Origin of the sequence: Pyruvatibacter mobilis (genome assembly GCF_012848855.1) — a bacterium.
Taxonomy (GTDB): domain Bacteria; phylum Pseudomonadota; class Alphaproteobacteria; order CGMCC-115125; family CGMCC-115125; genus Pyruvatibacter; species Pyruvatibacter mobilis.
The window spans coordinates 1,645,725-1,662,229 of the sequence record NZ_CP051630.1 but is presented as its reverse complement, the minus strand read 5'-3'; the positions used below and the strand labels follow the sequence as shown (position 1 = coordinate 1,662,229).

Genomic DNA, 16,505 nt, shown 5'->3' with positions numbered 1-16,505 from the left:
TGCCGCTCAAAAGAGGGATAGCACGATGAAAGCCCCGAACCCGGTCTATGGCGCCCAGGGCACCACCATTTTCACCATCATGTCGGCTCTGGCAGCGGAGGCCGGGGCCATCAATCTCGGCCAGGGCTTTCCCGATGACGAGGGGCCGGATGATGTGCGCGCGGCGGCAGCGGACGCGATCATCAACGGGCCGAACCAATATCCGCCCATGATGGGCCTGCCGGATCTGCGCCGGGCCGTGGCTGCCCATGCCCAGCGCTTCTACGGCATGATGCTGGACTGGCAGAGCCAGGTGCTGATCACCTCAGGCGCCACCGAGGCGCTGGCCGCCTCCCTGTCCGCCCTGCTCAAGCCGGGGGATGAGGCAATCCTCATCGAGCCGTTCTTCGATACCTATCTGCCGGTGATCGAGGCGGCCGGCGCCAAGGCCGTCTGCGTGCCCCTGCATCCGCCCGCCTGGTCGCTGGACCATGATGAGCTCGCGGCGGCCTTCAGCGACCGCACCAAGCTGATCCTGCTCAACACGCCGCACAATCCCCTCGGCCGCGTCTTCGGTGACGAGGATCTCGACGCCATCGCCCGCCTGTGCCGGATGCATGACGTGGTGGCGGTATGCGACGAGGTCTATGAGCACATGGTGTTTGACGGCGCGGCACACCGCCCGCTCATGACCCTGCCGGACATGGCAGCCCGCACGGTGCGCATTCAATCCGCCGGCAAGATCTTCTCCCTCACCGGCTGGAAGGTGGGCTTTGTATCGGGCGCGGCTGATCTTGTGAGTCTCATCTCCAAGGCGCACCAGAACCTTGTTTTCACCACCCCGCCGGGCCTGCAGCTGGGCGTGGCCTATGGGCTGGGCAAGGAGGAAAGCTTCTTCCGCGACCAGGCCGCCGATCTCGCCGGGCGGCGCGACCTGCTGCGCGCGGGATTGGAGGCCGCGGGCTTCGCCATCAGCCCTTGCGAGGGCACCTATTTCCTGACTGCCGATATCCGCCCCGTCGCCGGAGATGAGCCGGATACGGAGTTTTGCCGCCGCATCACCACGGACGCGAAAGTCGCAGCCGTGCCGATCAGCGCCTTTTACGCGCCGGGCTCACCCAGCCGCGCCACCAATTTCATCCGCTTCTGCTTCTGCAAGCAGCCGACCTTACTGGAAGAGGCGGTCGCCTGCCTCTCCCGCTATCTGCAGCGATGATGAAACGCGTCCTCAGGGGAAGCGGATCGTTTTCAGATTATTGCGGCCCGCATTGCGGCCGCACATGGTGAAGTTCGTGCTATAGCCGGTGACGACCCATCCGGGCGGTATCGCGCTGCGCGTGCAGACGACCGCCGTCTGCCCGGGCGACGCGCCATTGAGTTCGATAAGGTGCCACTTGCTATCCCAGCCGCCGCCGCAGGCTGTGAAATCCGTGCTCACATTGTAAATCGCCCAGCCCGGAAGGCTCTGGCCAGCGCATACGGTGATGCGTCGCCCGAACCGCGGCGTGACATCACGCAGAGCTTCCAACTCCTCATATTCAAACGGCGCGGCGCCGATCTCGTCCGGCGTGTCTGCGGTGACGCCGGACAGGTCCGGGTCTGTTTCCGCAACGGCCGTCTGGGAAAATGCCGTGACAGCCAGAAAGGCCGCTGCCGCGGCAAGCGGCATGAGTAAGGTGGCGCCGGTTGAAGGGCCGCGCCGATGCCCTGTTGTGTCATTTGTCATGATGGTCCCTCCCGCAGCCATTGTGGACCGATGCGACATCAAATCAACCGTCAAGGGTGACAGGTTGTCGGGTGACAAGGCGCAGCGCTTCGTGCATCTATCCGGGCAACAAAATCCAAGGATACCTGCGAGGAGACCCGATGCCTGAAGCCAATACCCCCATTCTCGTCGGCGGCGGCCAGTTCACCCAGAAGGGCGTGGCGATCGCCGATCTGCTGTCGCCCATGCAGATCATGGCCGAGGCCGCCAAGCGGGCACTGGCCGACGCAAAGGGCGGGGACGCGCTGGCAAAGGCGCTCGATACGGTCGCGGTGGTCCGCTTCACGGCAGACAGCCCCGAAGCAGGCGGCCTGCCGAAGAACCAGTATCCCAACGCCCCGCGCACGCTTGCCAATGCCATCGGCGCCAAGCCCGCGCGCGAGCTTTACACCGCCACCGGCGGCAACACCCCGCAATGGCTGGTGAACCGCACCGCCGAAGAAATCGCCAATGGCGAGACGGACTGTGCGCTGCTGGCAGGCTCCGAAGCGCTGGGCGGTCTGCTGGCCGCCGTCACCCAGGGCCAGGTGCCGGACTGGGGTGACAATCCCGGCGGCGAGCCGACGCAGATCGGTGTTGAAAAACCCGGTGTGAACGAGATGGAGCATCGCCACGCGATGTATTTCCCCGTCAACACCTATCCGCTGTTCGAGAACGCGATCCGCGGCGAGCTTGGCCGCAGCGTGAAGGATCACCAGCTCGAACTCGGCAAGCTGTTCTCGCGCTTCACCGAGGTGGCGGCAACCAACCCCTATGCGTGGTTCCCCACCTTCCGCTCGCCGGAAGAAATCGCCACCGAGACGGACAAGAACCGTTATGTCGGCTTTCCGTACACGAAGTATCTCAACTCCATTATCCGCGTTGACCAGGCCGCCGCCCTCATCATGATGAGTGTCGGCAAGGCGCGTGAACTCGGCATCCCCGAGGACCGTTGGGTCTATCTGCATGGCTGCGGCGACGCCAACGACCTGTGGTACGTGTCAGAGCGGGTCAACTTCCACTCGTCGCCGGCCATCCGCACCATGGGCCGCAAGGCATTCGACATGGCCGGCATGTCGGTCTCCGACATCGACTATTTCGATCTGTATTCCTGCTTCCCGTCCGCCGTCGAAATCGGCGCGCAGGAACTGGGCCTCGCGCTGGATGATCCGCGCGGCTTCACGGTCACGGGCGGGCTTCCCTATTTCGGCGGGCCCGGCAACAACTACGTGATGCACTCCATCGCCACCATGCTCGACAAGCTGCGTGCCAAGCCGGGCACCAAGGGCCTGTGCACCGCCAATGGCTGGTTCGTCACCAAGCACTCCATCGGCATCTATTCGACCGAGCCGAAGGAAGGCGCCTGGGAGCGCGAGAACCCGGCCACCTACCAGGCCGAGCTCAACGCCATGGATCACCCGGTGGTGGACGACCTGCCGGAAGGCGAGGGCAAGATCGAGACCTACACCGTGGTGCATGGCCGCCAGGGCGCGCAGTTTGGACTCGTGGTCGGCCGCAAGACCGATACGGGCCACCGTTTCGTGGCGCATGTGCCGAACGACCCGGCCCTGTTCGAGACCATGAAGCAGCAGGAAATGCTCGGTGTCGTCGGCACGGTGGAACCGGGCAAGCCCAACGAAAAGGGCGCGCTCGGCCCCAATATCTTCACCCCGAAGATCTGACCGGATGTGCAGGCGGCTCCTGTCATCTGCGCGACGCGGGGCGGTGGCGGCACTGGCCGCCGCCGCTGCCGTCCTGACGCTTGCCGCCTGCGACATCGGCGACATCACGGAAGTTGCCGAAGCCCCCTGGGGCACCGAGGCCCCTGCCTCCTGGCAGGCGGTGGCGGCGGCCCCCGTGCCGCTCACCGTCACGGCCTATGTCACCGGGGAAGTCTTCGCCGGCGACGGCGTCCTCATCAACGAGGATGTGGCGGGCGTGCCGGAAGGCGCGGGCACCGAACAATGGGTGCCGTCCGTTGCCTATCTCGTGCAGCACCCTTCAGGAACCAATGTGCTGTTTGATACCGGCGTGCGGGCGGGGGAGTGCAGCTACGACATTCTCCTTGTGCTGAATTTTCCCTGCCGCAACCAGCCCGGCCAGGACGTGGTGACCCAGCTTGCCCGCGACGGCATCGACAAGCTGGACTATGTGGTGGCCACTCATTTTCATGGCGACCATTCAAGCGGCATCGGCCCGCTGCTGGCCCGTTATGACCCGGTGGTGATCGCCGCCGCTGATGAGATCGCAGCCCTTAAGAGCCCGCTGCGGGAGACCCAGGGCTATCGCTACGACCAGTTCAGCGCCGACATGCGCATCGAGGCCGCCGATGCAGGCTGGCTGCCCATGCCCCATGTGGCGCGCGCGGCGGATCTGCTGGGCGATGGGTCGATCTGGCTGCTGCCGACACCGGGCCACACGCCGGGCCACCTGTCGGCGCTGCTCAACGGCTCGGATGGCCCGCTGCTGCTCACCTTCGATGCCGCCCATCTCAAAGCCACATATCATCATACGGCCCCCGGCGGGCTGGGTGCTGACCTCGACAGGGCCGCGCAGAGCATTGAGCGCCTCAAGGCGCTGGAGGCCGACTTGCCGGGCGTCCGCGTTCTTTATGGCCATGAACCGGCCCAGTGGCCGCAGGATGCCATTCGTGTCAGCCTCGCCCCGCGGGCCGACTAATTCTCGTACCAGTCAACGGAGTAACCCATGCCCCGCATTTACATGATCCGTCACGGCAAGGCCGCAGCAGGGTGGGGGGCTGACGCGGACCCCGGCCTCGACGCCGAGGGGCAGGCCCAGGCCGAGGCGGTGGCCAATGAGATCGTCAGCACCGTGGGGCCGGACATCACCTTCCCCCTGATGACGAGCCCGCTGAAGCGCTGCCGCGAAACCTCCATGCCGCTGGCGCGCCTCTGGTCCGCCGTGCCGGTGGTGGAGCCCGCCGTCAGCGAAATCCCGTCGCCGACGGACAATCTCGACGAGCGCGCCCAGTGGCTGCGCCGCATCATGCCCGGCACCTGGGCCGACATCGAGAAGGACCCTACCTCCACGGGCGTTGACTTCGTCGGCTGGCGCAACGCGCTGGTGGACCGGCTGAAACAGCTCGAGGAAGACACGGTGATCTTCAGCCACTTCATCGCGATCAATGCGGCGGTGGGGGCGGCTATGGATGATGACCGCGTGGTGTGCTTCCGCCCGGACAATTGCTCCATCACCTGCTTCGACGTGACGCCGGAACTGCTCAAGGTCGTCTCCCTCGGCCGTGAGGCGGACACTGTTGTCCGATAAAATTGCCGTCCGATAATTCTGGAACGCCGCCCATGCACCCAGACCTGCCCGCAGCCTACGGCACGCCGGAAAGCCCCGGCCCGGAACTTCTGACCACGGACGAAATGTACCGGGCTGATGCCTTCGCGGTGGAGCAGGGGATCGCCGGGCGCACGCTGATGGAAACGGCGGGCACGGCCCTGGCCAATGCCATCTGCGACCGCTGGAGCCCGCGTGCGTCAGTCATCCTGTGCGGGCCGGGCAATAATGGCGGCGATGGCTTTGTTGCCGCGCGCCTGCTGGCGGAACGCGGCTGGCCGGTGACGCTGTATCTGCTGGGAAAGCGTGATGCTCTCACCGGCGATGCGGCCCTTGCCGCTGCCGACTGGCAGGGCGACGTGCTGCCGCTGGCCGAAACCGCGATGGATGGCGCAGCGCTGGTGGTCGATGCCCTGTTCGGTGCAGGCCTCACCCGCCCCCTCGACGGCATCCCGGCAGCGCTGGCCGAACGCAGTTACGACGCTGACGCCGTCATCGTCTCGGTGGATGTGCCGAGCGGGGTGGACGGCAACACGGGCGCGATCCTGGGGACGGCCTTTGCCGCTGACCTCACAGTCACCTTCCACCGCGCCAAGCCGGGGCACTACCTGCTGCCGGGGCGCACGGCCTGCGGTGAACTGGCGGTCGCCGATATCGGCATCCCCGACCGGTCCATCGAAGTGGTGAATCCGTCCGCCTTCCACAACTCCCCGGAGCTGTGGGGCGATGCCTATCCGCGCCTTGAGGACGCGGGCCACAAATATGGCCGCGGCCACGCGCTTGTGGTGAGCGGCCCGGCGACGAAGACCGGCGCAGCCCGCCTTGCCGCCCGCGGCGCGCTGCGGGGAGGCGCGGGGCTTGTGACTGTCGCCAGCCCGGAGGACGCGCTGGCGGAAAACGCAGCCCACCTCACGGCGATCATGCTGGCTGAGTTCGACGGCGCGCCTGGCTTGACCGCGATCCTCGAAGACAGGCGCAAGAACGCAGCCCTCATCGGTCCCGGTGCCGGCGTCAGCTCCTTTACCCGCGCCCGCACCCTAGCCGTGCTGCGCAGCGGCGCGGCGGTCGTGCTGGACGCGGATGCGCTGACCGCGTTCGAGGCCGACCAGAAAATCCTGTTTGACGCGATCACCGCGCCGACCGTGCTGACCCCCCATGACGGCGAGTTCGCCCGCCTGTTCCCGGACCTTGCAGAGATAGACGGCGGCAAGCCCGCCCGCGCCCGCGCAGCAGCCACCCGGAGCAAGGCGGTGATGGTGCTCAAGGGGGCGGACACGGTCATCGCCGCCCCGGACGGGCGCATTGCCATCAACGACAACGCCCCGCCGACCCTTGCCACGGCAGGGGCGGGAGATGTGCTGGGCGGCTTCATCCTCGCCCAGCTTGCGCAAGGTGTGCCCGCCTTCGAGGCCGCCTGCATCGGCGTCTGGCTGCACGGCGAAGCCGCAACCCGCTTCGGCCCCGGCCTCATCGCCGAAGACCTGCCCGACATGCTGCCGGAGGTGCTGGAAGAGCTGGAGGCCTATCTGCCATGACCGCCACCACCGCCGTTACCCGCCACGCCCGCGACGCGGACCTCGCGCAGATCGTTGATCTCTACAACCACTATGTGCGCGAGACGGCGATCACCTTCGATATCGAGCCGTTCACGGTGGAGACGCGGGCAGCCTGGCTGGGCCAGTTCCGCGAGACCGGGCCGCACCAATTGCTGGTGGCCGAGCGGGGTGGCGAGATTCTTGGCTATGCGGGCACCATGCCGTTCCGCGCCAAGGCGGCCTATGACCGGTCGGTGGAGACCACCATCTATATCCGCGACGGCTTCGGCGGGCAGGGGCTCGGACGCGCCCTTTATGAAGCGCTGTTCCACGCGCTGGAAGGTGCCCCAGTCCACCGGCTGCTGGCCGGCATGACGCTGCCCAATGACGCATCAGACGCCCTGCACCGGCGCATGGGGTTTGAGCCCTGCGGCGTCTTCCCCGAAGTGGGCTTCAAGTTCGGCCGCTACTGGGACGTGCAATGGTATGACCGGCCCCTCCGGGCTGGATGAGCTATGTCGAGCCCGTGCCGGATGCGCCGCTGCTTTGCTCCCACATGACGTCGAACAGGGCGATCTGCAGATTGGCGAATTCGTGGCTTTCAAGGATCAGCCCGTAATTCTCCCGCCGCGAGGAGATGACGCCGATCTTGTTGTCGAACAGGAAGAGATTGCTGACAAAGGGCGCGTCCGCCCGCGCATAGCGCACCCGCCGCAGGTCCGCGGCACTGTCCGGCCAGATGTCGTCTGTTTCCTCGACCCGTGACCGCAACACGTTGAGCCACTTGCCCGCGGCCACCCGGCGCGAGGCGAAACGGTCGATCACGTCCAGCCCCGGCATCCGCATCAGTTCCTGCATCGACAGGATGGCGCGCACGGTCTGTGTTTCGGCGAGCAGCACCGTGTTGAGAACCGTCTCGATCCCCTCGACCCCCTCATAGACCTGAAAGCGCGGCGTCACGTCGCCTTCCTGGTAGAGCGCCCGCAGGGTGGGCAACATCCCCTCCAGCCGCTGCTTGCGGGTTTCGAGGTTGCGCGACAGCACATCCGGATTTTCCGCCACCACATGGGTGCGGCCGGATTTCTGCACCAGCGTGACCAGTCCCTCATCCCGCAGCCGCTCCACCAGCGCATAGGCCGTGGTGCGCCCGATGCCGGCCTCCCGCGCGATGGTGTGGACCGGGGCGCTGCCCATCTTCAGCGCGGCGATGTAATAGGCCCCCAGCCGGCCGCCCAGCCCCAGCGCCTCCAGGTCGCGCTCCAGACTGTCGAAAAACTTAGACATTACAGTTCCATTCATCCTGTGCAAACTGGGGCAATAGGGCAATTCTACAGGAAGGATTGTCGAAGGAAATGGACATACGGAAGATATCCGAACGAAAGGCATCCGAGTTGACTGGGGGGAATAATGTCTGAAGTGCTGATTACATCCGGGCTAATCCAGGTAACGCTGGCCGTGCTCATCGGCTGGCCGCTGGCCATGCTCTATAGCGGCATGGAGAAGGTGGGGCCGCTGCGCCACGCCAAACGCCTGCTGCAATACCATCTCGACAATGTCTTCATGGGCATTCTGCAGATGGTCATCGCCACCGTCTTTCCGGCCATTCCGGTGGGCGCGGCCATCCTGCTGCTGATCGGGTCATGGACCAATCCGTTTCCCTTTCTGCTCATGGCCATGTCGCGCAAACCCGTTGCCGAACAGACCGGCATGCGCCGTTTCTCGATCCTCTCCTTCCTGATCATCACGCCCGCCTATCTCTGGCTGCTGGCAGCCTGGCTCACGCGATAATCACCCAGGGAGCACCCCCATGACCGCGACCGACACCAACACCGTCAACGACACGAAACTCACCTGCGTTGCCGCCGTGCAGATGGAGGGCCGCGTCGCTGACGTGCCCTACAACATCGACCACGCGGCGCGCCTGATCGACGAAGCGGTGGCGCAGGGGGCAAAGATCATCGCCATCCCGGAGTTCTTCACCACCCGCATCGTCTATGACGAGCGCCTGTTCGGCTGCTCGCTGCCGCCGGATAACCCGGCGCTCGACATGCTGACGTCGAAAGCCACCCGCAATGGCGTGATGATCGGCGGCTCCTATCTCGAGATGCGCGATGGTGACGTCTACAACACCTATGTGCTGGTCGAGCCCGACGGCACCGTGCACCGGCACGACAAGGACCTGCCCACCATGGTCGAGAACGCCTTTTACGTGGGCGGCTGCGACGACGGGCTGATCCGGACCGGCATGGGCCGCATCGGCGCGGCCGTCTGCTGGGAAATGGTGCGCATCCAGACCGCCCGCCGCCTGCGCGGCGAGGTGGACCTCCTGATGACCGGGTCCCATTGGTGGTCGGAGCCGGGCTGGAAGATCCTCAAATCCTTCATCAAGCCGGCGCATGAGGGCAATGGCCGCCTGATGCGGGCCACGCCGGGCCGCCTGGCGGGCCTAATCGGTGCCCCGCTTATCCATGCAGGCCATGCGGGCATTCTCGAAGGCGGCTTCCTGACCGTGCCCGGCACGCGCCTGACTGTCGGCACCCGAACCCAGTTGATGGGCGAAACCCAGATCGTGGACGGGTCAGGTGAGATTATCGCCCGCCGTCACTACGGGGAGGGGGCAGGGATTGTCTGCGCGGATATCCGCCTCGGCGCCGTCGCCCCGCGGGAAGACATGGCAGACCGCTTCTGGATTCCGCGCCTTGGCGCCATGCCGGCGATCCTCTGGCACCACCAGAATGCCTGCGCGAAGCCCGTCTATAAGTGGGCAAAGCGCACCGGCCGCCTGCACACCTATGACTTCGGCCGGAATCAGCCTGCCTGATTGGCTTTGAGCCCGCCGGGCCGGCCTCCGCAACTCGCTGTTTGCGCTTTTGCCGTCATGGTGTAGAAAGCCCACCGCCCGTCAGGCGGGTCCGCGGGCGTGGTGGAATTGGTAGACACGCAAGATTTAGGTTCTTGTGCCGAAAGGTGTGGGGGTTCAAGTCCCTCCGCCCGCACCAACTCCTGACACTTGAGATCGGATTTGCTGCCTTGTTCCGGGGGCGCGCGTGACTGAGGCGCAGCACCCTGGAAAAGCGCAGCGTATCGGCATTGGAGCATCCTGCTCCGACGCCCAACATGAAACGGAATTGAGACGCGATGCAGGTCACCGAGACCCTCTCCGAAGGGCTGAAGCGCGAATTTAAGGTTGTTGTCGAGGCTGCGGATCTTGCTGCCCGCCTGGACGCCAAGCTGGACGAGATCAAGGGCCAGGTGCAGCTCAAGGGCTTCCGCCCCGGCAAGGTGCCCGTGTCCCACCTGAAGAAGACCTACGGCAAGTCCGTGATGACCGACGTCATCCAGGAGACCGTGGGCGAGACTTCCCAGAAGGCGATCGAAGAGCGCGAGCTGAAGCCGGCCCTGCAGCCGAACATCGAACTCGAGGGCGAAGTCGAGCCGGTCGTGGAAGGCAAGGCCGACCTCACCTACAAGCTCACCTTCGAGATCATGCCGGACTTCGACCTGCCGGACTTCTCCGCCATCTCCCTGACCCGTCCCGTGGTCGAGGTGTCCGACGAGGAAGTGGATGAAGCCATTTCCCGCATGGCCGAGCAGCAGCAGAACTTCGATGCCAAGGACGAGGGCGCCAAGGCAGAGGACGGCGACCGCCTGACCATCGATTTCGTCGGCAAGATCGGCGACGAAGCCTTTGAAGGCGGCACCGCTGAAGGCGTGACGCTGGTGATCGGCTCCGGCCAGTTCATCCCCGGCTTTGAAGAACAGCTCATCGGCGCCAAGGCCGGTGACGACGTGACCGTCAATGTGACCTTCCCGGAAGAATATGGTGCCGAGCACCTTGCCGGTAAGGACGCTGTGTTCGATGTGAAGGTGCAGGAAGTCGCCGGTCCGGCCGAGACCAAGATCGATGACGACTTCGCCAAGCAGATGGGTCTCGACAGCCTCGACGCCCTCAAGGAGGCGCTCAAGGAGCGCATCGGCCAGGACTACGGCAATGTCTCGCGCAACCGCGTGAAGCGGTCCCTGCTCGACGCCCTCGATGACCTGACCGACTTCGAGCTGCCGCCGACCATGCTGGAGCAGGAGCTTCAGCAGATTATCCAGCAGGCGCAGTCCGAAAAGGCCCACAGCGCCGAGGACTATGATTCCGAGCAGGATCACGACCACGATCACTCCGACGTCGAGATCACCGACGAAGAGAAGGAAGAGTTCCAGACCATCGCGGCGCGCCGCGTGCGTCTTGGTCTCCTGCTGTCGGAAGTCGGCACCAAGAACGAGATCACCGTCACCCAGGACGAAGTGAATCGCGCCATCGCCGAACAGGCCCGCAATTTCCCGGGCCAGGAACAGCAGGTCTTCCAGTTCTACACCCAGAACCCGCAGGCCCAGGCCCAGATCCGCGCCCCGCTGTTCGAGGACAAGGTCGTCGATTACATCCTCGAACTGGCCAAGGTGTCGGACGAGACCGTGAGCCGCGAGGACCTGCTGGCTGATCCGGATGCCCCGGCTGAGGAAGCCGCGGCGGAGGAAAAGCCGAAGAAGAAGACGGCAGCCAAGAAGAAGACGGCAACGAAGAAGACCGCTGCCAAGAAGAAGACGGCGGCCAAGAAGAAAGACGACTAGGGACACCCCGCGCAGCGCCCGCGCCGGGGCCTGACCCCGACAGCGGCACAAGCGCGGAAAATCCCGCCGTCTTTACGGTTTGGCCAGCAAGACCTATCTAATGTGGGGTCGCCCGTGAGTCGTCGCGGGCGACCCTCGTTTTCCTGCCTGCTGAACCCCACTTTCGCCGTGTGGGTTTGCCACTCCGACATTGACGTTCCCATATGAGACCCCATCCCATATGAGGAATGATCCGACACTGGCCCTAAGGACTTTTTCCCGATGCATGATCCCGTCGAGACCTACATGAACCTCGTGCCCATGGTGGTGGAGCAGACCAGCCGGGGTGAACGGGCCTATGACATTTTCTCCCGCCTGCTGAAGGAGCGGATCATCTTCGTGACCGGTCCTGTCGAGGACGGCATGGCCAGCCTCATCACGGCACAGCTTCTCTTCCTGGAGTCCGAGAACCCCAAGAAGGAAATCGCCATGTACATCAATTCGCCCGGCGGCATCGTGACCTCCGGCATGGCGATCTACGACACCATGCAGTTCATCCGCCCGAAGATCTCCACCCTGGTGATCGGCCAGGCGGCCTCCATGGGTTCGCTGCTGCTGGCAGCCGGCGAAAAGGACATGCGATTCGCCCTGCCGAATGCGCGCATCATGGTTCACCAGCCGTCCGGCGGCTTCCAGGGCCAGGCGTCCGACATCGAGATTCACGCCCGCGAGGTGCTGGCGCTGCGCGAACGCCTCAATCAGATTTATGTGAAGCACACCGGCCAGCCGATCGACGCTGTGCAGGACGCGCTGGAGCGCGACAACTTCATGACGCCGGAATCTGCCAAGGATTTCGGGCTGATAGATCAGATCATGGAAAACCGGCCTGACGCATCCGGGGACGGTGAGGGCGCGGCCTAAGGGCACGTCATCCCCGGTTTGAGCCAATTTTGCTCCGCTGCCTCAATTTGCGGCACCTTGACTAAGGTAAATGCGGGTCCACCTTGGTTTTAACCGGGTGTTGATTGCCCTTCGGCTATCGTGGTCGAATGTTTTGGCACGGGATTCGGCCCGCCGGTTGTCTGCCTTGCCCATCGTTGCCTCCCGTTCATCTTCGCTGGCGTAGCGTTTGCAAAGATCGGGAGCACCACCGCTAGAGTGGGAGCAGCACCGGGACGAAGGCCTGAGGCAGGCTGGCGGGGCACACCAATCGCAAGGCGCGGCTCGTCCGCAGCCGGGCACGAAACCAAGGAACCCTATTTGGGGAAGTTTTTATGAGCAAAGTCAGCGGCGGCAGCGGCGATTCCAAGAACACCCTCTACTGCTCTTTCTGCGGCAAGAGCCAGCATGAGGTGCGCAAGCTGATTGCCGGCCCGACCGTCTTCATCTGCGATGAATGCGTTGAGCTGTGCATGGACATCATCCGCGAGGAGAACAAGTCCTCGCTCGTGAAGTCCCGCGACGGCGTGCCCACCCCGGCCGACATCAATGAGGTGCTGGACGAGTATGTCATCGGCCAGGCCCACGCCAAGCGTGTGCTGTCGGTGGCCGTGCACAACCACTACAAGCGCCTCGGCCACGCCACCAAGAATTCGGACGTGGAACTCGCCAAGTCCAACATCCTGCTGATCGGCCCGACGGGCTGCGGCAAGACCCTGCTGGCGCAGACGCTGGCCCGCATCCTCGACGTGCCCTTCACCATGGCCGACGCCACCACCCTGACCGAAGCCGGTTATGTGGGTGAGGATGTCGAGAACATCATTCTCAAGCTGCTCCAGTCTGCCGACTACAATGTCGAGCGGGCCCAGCGCGGCATCGTCTATATCGACGAGGTCGACAAGATCTCGCGCAAGTCCGACAACCCGTCCATCACCCGCGACGTGTCGGGCGAGGGCGTGCAGCAGGCCCTGCTGAAGATCATGGAAGGCACGGTTGCAAGCGTGCCCCCGCAGGGCGGCCGCAAGCACCCGCAGCAGGAATTCCTGCAGGTGGACACGACCAACATCCTGTTCATCTGTGGCGGTGCCTTTGCCGGTCTCGACAAGATCATCGGCAAGCGCGGCCGGTCGACGTCCATCGGCTTCGGCGCGACGGTCGTCTCCGATGAAGAGCGGAAGACCGGCGAGCTCCTGAAGGAGATCGAACCGGAAGACCTGCTGAAATTCGGTCTGATCCCGGAATTCGTCGGCCGTGTGCCGGTGCTCGCCACGCTCGAGGACCTCGACGAAGACGCGCTGGTGAAGATCCTCACTGAGCCGAAGAACGCACTGACCAAGCAGTATCAGCGCCTCTTCGAGATGGAGGACACCCAGCTCACCTTCACCGAGGAAGCCCTGAAGGCGATCTCCAAGAAGGCGATCGAGCGCAAGACCGGCGCCCGTGGCCTGCGGTCTATCCTGGAATCGATCCTGCTCGAGACCATGTTCGAGCTTCCGGGCCTCGACGGCGTGGAAGAGGTGGTGATTTCCGGCGACGTGGTCGAAGGCCGTGCGCAGCCGCTCTACATCTATGCCGAGCGCCGCGCAGAAGACGCCGACGCCAGCGCCTGACGCCCTTGCCGGGCGCTTGGCACAAGGCCGGGTGCAGAACCGACCCCTGCCTTGAAGCACCGCGCCCGCACACCACATATTGGGGTGAAGCGCGGTGCGTAACGCACGGCCGCAGCTCCTCAAGAACTGAAATCTGGGCCCTGGGCCCGGCTGCGATTTCGTGGCCGGGAGACGCTCAAGGCCCGCCCGGACGCCTCATTGAGGGTCCGACAGAAAAAAGGTGACTTTGATGACCGAGAGCACCGAGACCCCGACCAGCGGCAATGCCGGCGGCATCGTGACGCCCCGGCCCGAGGGCCTTCCGGTCCTGCCGCTGCGCGATATTGTCGTGTTCCCGCACATGGTGGTGCCGCTTTTCGTGGGCCGCCCCAAATCCGTCCGCGCGCTTGAAGACGTGATGGCGGACGACAAGCAGATCCTGCTTCTCACCCAGAAGGACGCGTCCGACGATGATCCGGGCACGGACGATATGTACGAGATCGGCGCCGTCGCCACGGTGCTGCAGCTGCTGAAGCTGCCCGACGGCACCGTCAAGGTACTGGTGGAAGGCGTGCGCCGCGCGCGCGTGACCGAATGGGTGCAGAACGACGAATTCTTCCAGGCCAAGATGTCCGTTCTCGAAGACGACGAGAGCGGCGAGGCCGAGATCAACGCCCTCAAGCGGTCGGTCACCGGCCACTTCGAGGAATATGTGAAGCTCAACAAGAAGGTGCCGCCGGAAGTGGTGGTGTCCGTCGGCCAGATCGCCGACGCGTCCAAGCTCGCCGACACGGTGGCCTCGCACCTCAATGTGCGCATCTCCGAGAAGCAGGAACTTCTGGAGCTGACCGGCGTGCGCGAGCGCCTGGAACGCATCTACGGCTTCATGGAAGGCGAGATCAGCGTCCTGCAGGTTGAGAAAGAGATCCGCAAGCGCGTCAAGACCCAGATGGAGAAGACGCAGCGCGAGTACTATCTCAACGAGCAGATGAAGGCGATCCAGAAGGAGCTGGGCGAAGGCGAGGACGGCAAGGACGACATTGCCGAACTCGAAGAGCGCATCGAGAAGACAAAGCTCTCCAAGGAAGCCAAGGAAAAGGCTACTGCCGAGCTGAAGAAGCTCAAGCAGATGAGCCCGATGTCGGCCGAGTCCACGGTGGTGCGCAACTACCTGGACTGGATGCTGTCCATTCCGTGGGGCAAGAAGGGCCGCGTGAAGAAGGACCTGCTCGCCGCCGAGAAGATCCTCAATGACGATCATTTCGGCCTCGAGAAGGTCAAGGAGCGCATCCTTGAATATCTCGCCGTGCAGCAGCGTGCCAACAAGCTGCGCGGACCGATCCTGTGCCTTGTCGGCCCTCCGGGCGTCGGCAAGACCTCGCTCGGCAAGTCCATCGCCAAGGCGACGGGCCGCGACTTCGTCCGCATGTCGCTCGGCGGCGTGCGCGATGAGGCCGAGATCCGCGGTCACCGCCGGACTTACATTGGCTCCATGCCGGGCAAGATCATCCAGTCGATGAAGAAGGCGAAGAACGTCAACCCGCTCTTCCTGCTCGATGAAATCGACAAGATGGGTCAGGACTTCCGCGGCGATCCCGCATCAGCCCTGCTCGAGGTGCTCGACCCGGAGCAGAACAACGCCTTCAACGACCACTACATGGAAGTGGATTACGACCTCTCCAATGTGATGTTCGTGACCACGGCCAACACGCTCAACATGCCGCAGCCGCTGATGGACCGGATGGAGATCATCCGCATCGCCGGCTACACGGAAGATGAGAAGGTCGAGATCGCCCGGCGTCACCTGATTGACCGGCAGATCAAGTCGCACGGCCTGAAGAAGGGCGAGTGGGAAATCGACGACGATGCCCTGCGCACTCTGATCCGGCGCTACACCCGCGAAGCGGGCGTGCGTAACCTTGAGCGCGAGCTGGCGGGCCTGGCCCGCAAGGCGGTGAAGAAGATCCTCACCTCCGATGTGAAGAAGGTCACGGTGACCGACGAGAACATCGAGGAATATGCCGGCGTGCCGAAGTTCCGCTTTGGTGTCGGCGAGGACGAGGATCAGGTCGGCGCCGTCACGGGCCTTGCCTGGACGGAAGTCGGCGGCGAATTGCTGTCGATCGAAGGGGTGATGGTTCCCGGCCGCGGCCGCATGACCACCACCGGCAAGCTCGGTGATGTGATGAAGGAATCGATCGATGCCGCGTCGTCCTATGTGAAGTCGCGCTCGGCCGAACTTGGCATCCGTCCGACCCTGTTCCAGCGCAAGGACATCCACGTCCACGTGCCGGAGGGCGCAACGCCCAAGGATGGCCCGTCCGCCGGTATCGGCATGGCCACGACCATGATCTCGCTGATGACCGGCATCCCCGTCCGCAAGGATGTGGCAATGACGGGCGAAGTGACCCTGCGTGGCCGTGTGCTGCCCATCGGCGGCCTCAAGGAGAAGCTGCTGGCAGCCCTCCGCGGCGGCATCAAGAAGGTGCTGATCCCCGAGGAGAACGCCAAGGACCTGCCGGACATCCCCGATAACGTGAAGAACGAAATCGAGATCGTGCCGGTGGCCACCATGGACGAGGTCGTCAAGCACGCGCTGACCAAGCCGGTCACGCCGCTCGACCCGGAAACGACCGAGCTGGAAGAGCAGGCCCTGGCCAATCTCTCCCAGGGCGGCCAGCCCCAGGCCGAAGGCGCCATGCGGGCCCATTAGGGCTCACTAAAGGCAGGCCGGCGCTGATTCGCCGAAAAGCATCAGGGCGGCGGGATATGATGTCCCGCCGCCCTTTTTGCGTAATCAGGCCCTGCCGGGAA

General features: G+C 64.5%; 14 protein-coding genes and 1 tRNA gene. 13 read left to right on the top strand and 2 right to left on the bottom strand.

Annotated features, from left to right (window positions below):
• Positions 1–25: 25 nt before the first annotated feature.
• Positions 26–1,195, top strand: a complete 1,170-nt coding sequence (locus HG718_RS07860; protein ID WP_160587534.1) for an aminotransferase — start codon at positions 26–28, stop codon at positions 1,193–1,195.
• 12 nt (positions 1,196–1,207) lie between these two features.
• Here the strand turns inward: HG718_RS07860 and HG718_RS07855 are convergent, their stop codons facing one another.
• Complete coding sequence (locus HG718_RS07855; protein ID WP_160587535.1) at positions 1,208–1,783, bottom strand: hypothetical protein; 576 nt, start codon at positions 1,781–1,783, stop codon at positions 1,208–1,210.
• A gap of 62 nt (positions 1,784–1,845) precedes the next feature.
• Between HG718_RS07855 and HG718_RS07850 the strand changes: the two genes are divergently transcribed.
• From HG718_RS07850 to HG718_RS07830, 5 genes are read left to right on the top strand one after another with little or no spacing between them, the layout of a single operon-like run.
• Positions 1,846–3,405 carry an acetyl-CoA acetyltransferase gene (locus tag HG718_RS07850; protein ID WP_160587536.1) on the top strand — a complete coding sequence of 520 codons (1,560 nt, stop codon included), beginning with the start codon at positions 1,846–1,848 and terminating at the stop codon, positions 3,403–3,405.
• A 43-nt stretch (positions 3,406–3,448) separates the two neighbouring features.
• Positions 3,449–4,402 (top strand): N-acyl homoserine lactonase family protein, encoded by a 954-nt coding sequence (locus HG718_RS07845; RefSeq protein ID WP_160587537.1) that lies wholly within the window; start codon positions 3,449–3,451, stop codon positions 4,400–4,402.
• Positions 4,403–4,429: 27 nt separating this feature from the next.
• On the top strand, positions 4,430–5,011 hold the full coding sequence (locus HG718_RS07840) for a histidine phosphatase family protein (RefSeq protein WP_160587538.1): 582 nt from the start codon (positions 4,430–4,432) through the stop codon (positions 5,009–5,011).
• Between the two features lie 32 nt (positions 5,012–5,043).
• Positions 5,044–6,564: an NAD(P)H-hydrate dehydratase gene (locus tag HG718_RS07835; protein ID WP_160587539.1), complete on the top strand. Its 1,521-nt coding sequence runs from the start codon at positions 5,044–5,046 to the stop codon at positions 6,562–6,564.
• Positions 6,561–7,076, top strand: a complete 516-nt coding sequence (locus HG718_RS07830; protein WP_160587540.1) for a GNAT family N-acetyltransferase — start codon at positions 6,561–6,563, stop codon at positions 7,074–7,076. The genes HG718_RS07835 and HG718_RS07830 overlap by 4 nt, the downstream gene beginning before the upstream one ends.
• 1 nt (position 7,077) lies before the next feature.
• Here the strand turns inward: HG718_RS07830 and HG718_RS07825 are convergent, their stop codons facing one another.
• A complete protein-coding gene (locus HG718_RS07825; protein ID WP_036265390.1) occupies positions 7,078–7,848 on the bottom strand; it encodes a TrmB family transcriptional regulator in 771 nt (256 codons plus the stop codon).
• Between the two features lie 132 nt (positions 7,849–7,980).
• On the opposite strand from HG718_RS07825, the gene HG718_RS07820 reads away from it, so the two are divergent.
• The 7 genes from HG718_RS07820 to lon all read left to right on the top strand — a co-directional run bounded on the left by HG718_RS07820 (position 7,981) and on the right by lon (position 16,404).
• Positions 7,981–8,352 (top strand): hypothetical protein, encoded by a 372-nt coding sequence (locus HG718_RS07820; protein WP_170080192.1) that lies wholly within the window; start codon positions 7,981–7,983, stop codon positions 8,350–8,352.
• Between the two features lie 19 nt (positions 8,353–8,371).
• Positions 8,372–9,385: a carbon-nitrogen hydrolase family protein gene (locus tag HG718_RS07815; RefSeq protein ID WP_160587541.1), complete on the top strand. Its 1,014-nt coding sequence runs from the start codon at positions 8,372–8,374 to the stop codon at positions 9,383–9,385.
• A 93-nt stretch (positions 9,386–9,478) separates the two neighbouring features.
• Positions 9,479–9,563, top strand: a tRNA-Leu gene (locus tag HG718_RS07810).
• Between the two features lie 139 nt (positions 9,564–9,702).
• Complete coding sequence (tig, locus tag HG718_RS07805) at positions 9,703–11,184, top strand: trigger factor (RefSeq protein WP_160587542.1); 1,482 nt, start codon at positions 9,703–9,705, stop codon at positions 11,182–11,184.
• Positions 11,185–11,445: 261 nt separating this feature from the next.
• Positions 11,446–12,084 (top strand): ATP-dependent Clp protease proteolytic subunit, encoded by a 639-nt coding sequence (locus HG718_RS07800; RefSeq protein WP_027844959.1) that lies wholly within the window; start codon positions 11,446–11,448, stop codon positions 12,082–12,084.
• A gap of 353 nt (positions 12,085–12,437) precedes the next feature.
• Positions 12,438–13,712 (top strand): ATP-dependent Clp protease ATP-binding subunit ClpX, encoded by a 1,275-nt coding sequence (gene clpX, locus HG718_RS07795; RefSeq protein ID WP_027844958.1) that lies wholly within the window; start codon positions 12,438–12,440, stop codon positions 13,710–13,712.
• Between the two features lie 229 nt (positions 13,713–13,941).
• The gene (gene lon, locus HG718_RS07790; protein ID WP_160587543.1) at positions 13,942–16,404 is read left to right on the top strand and encodes an endopeptidase La; all 2,463 of its coding nucleotides are present in this window, start codon (positions 13,942–13,944) and stop codon (positions 16,402–16,404) included.
• Positions 16,405–16,505: the final 101 nt, after the last annotated feature.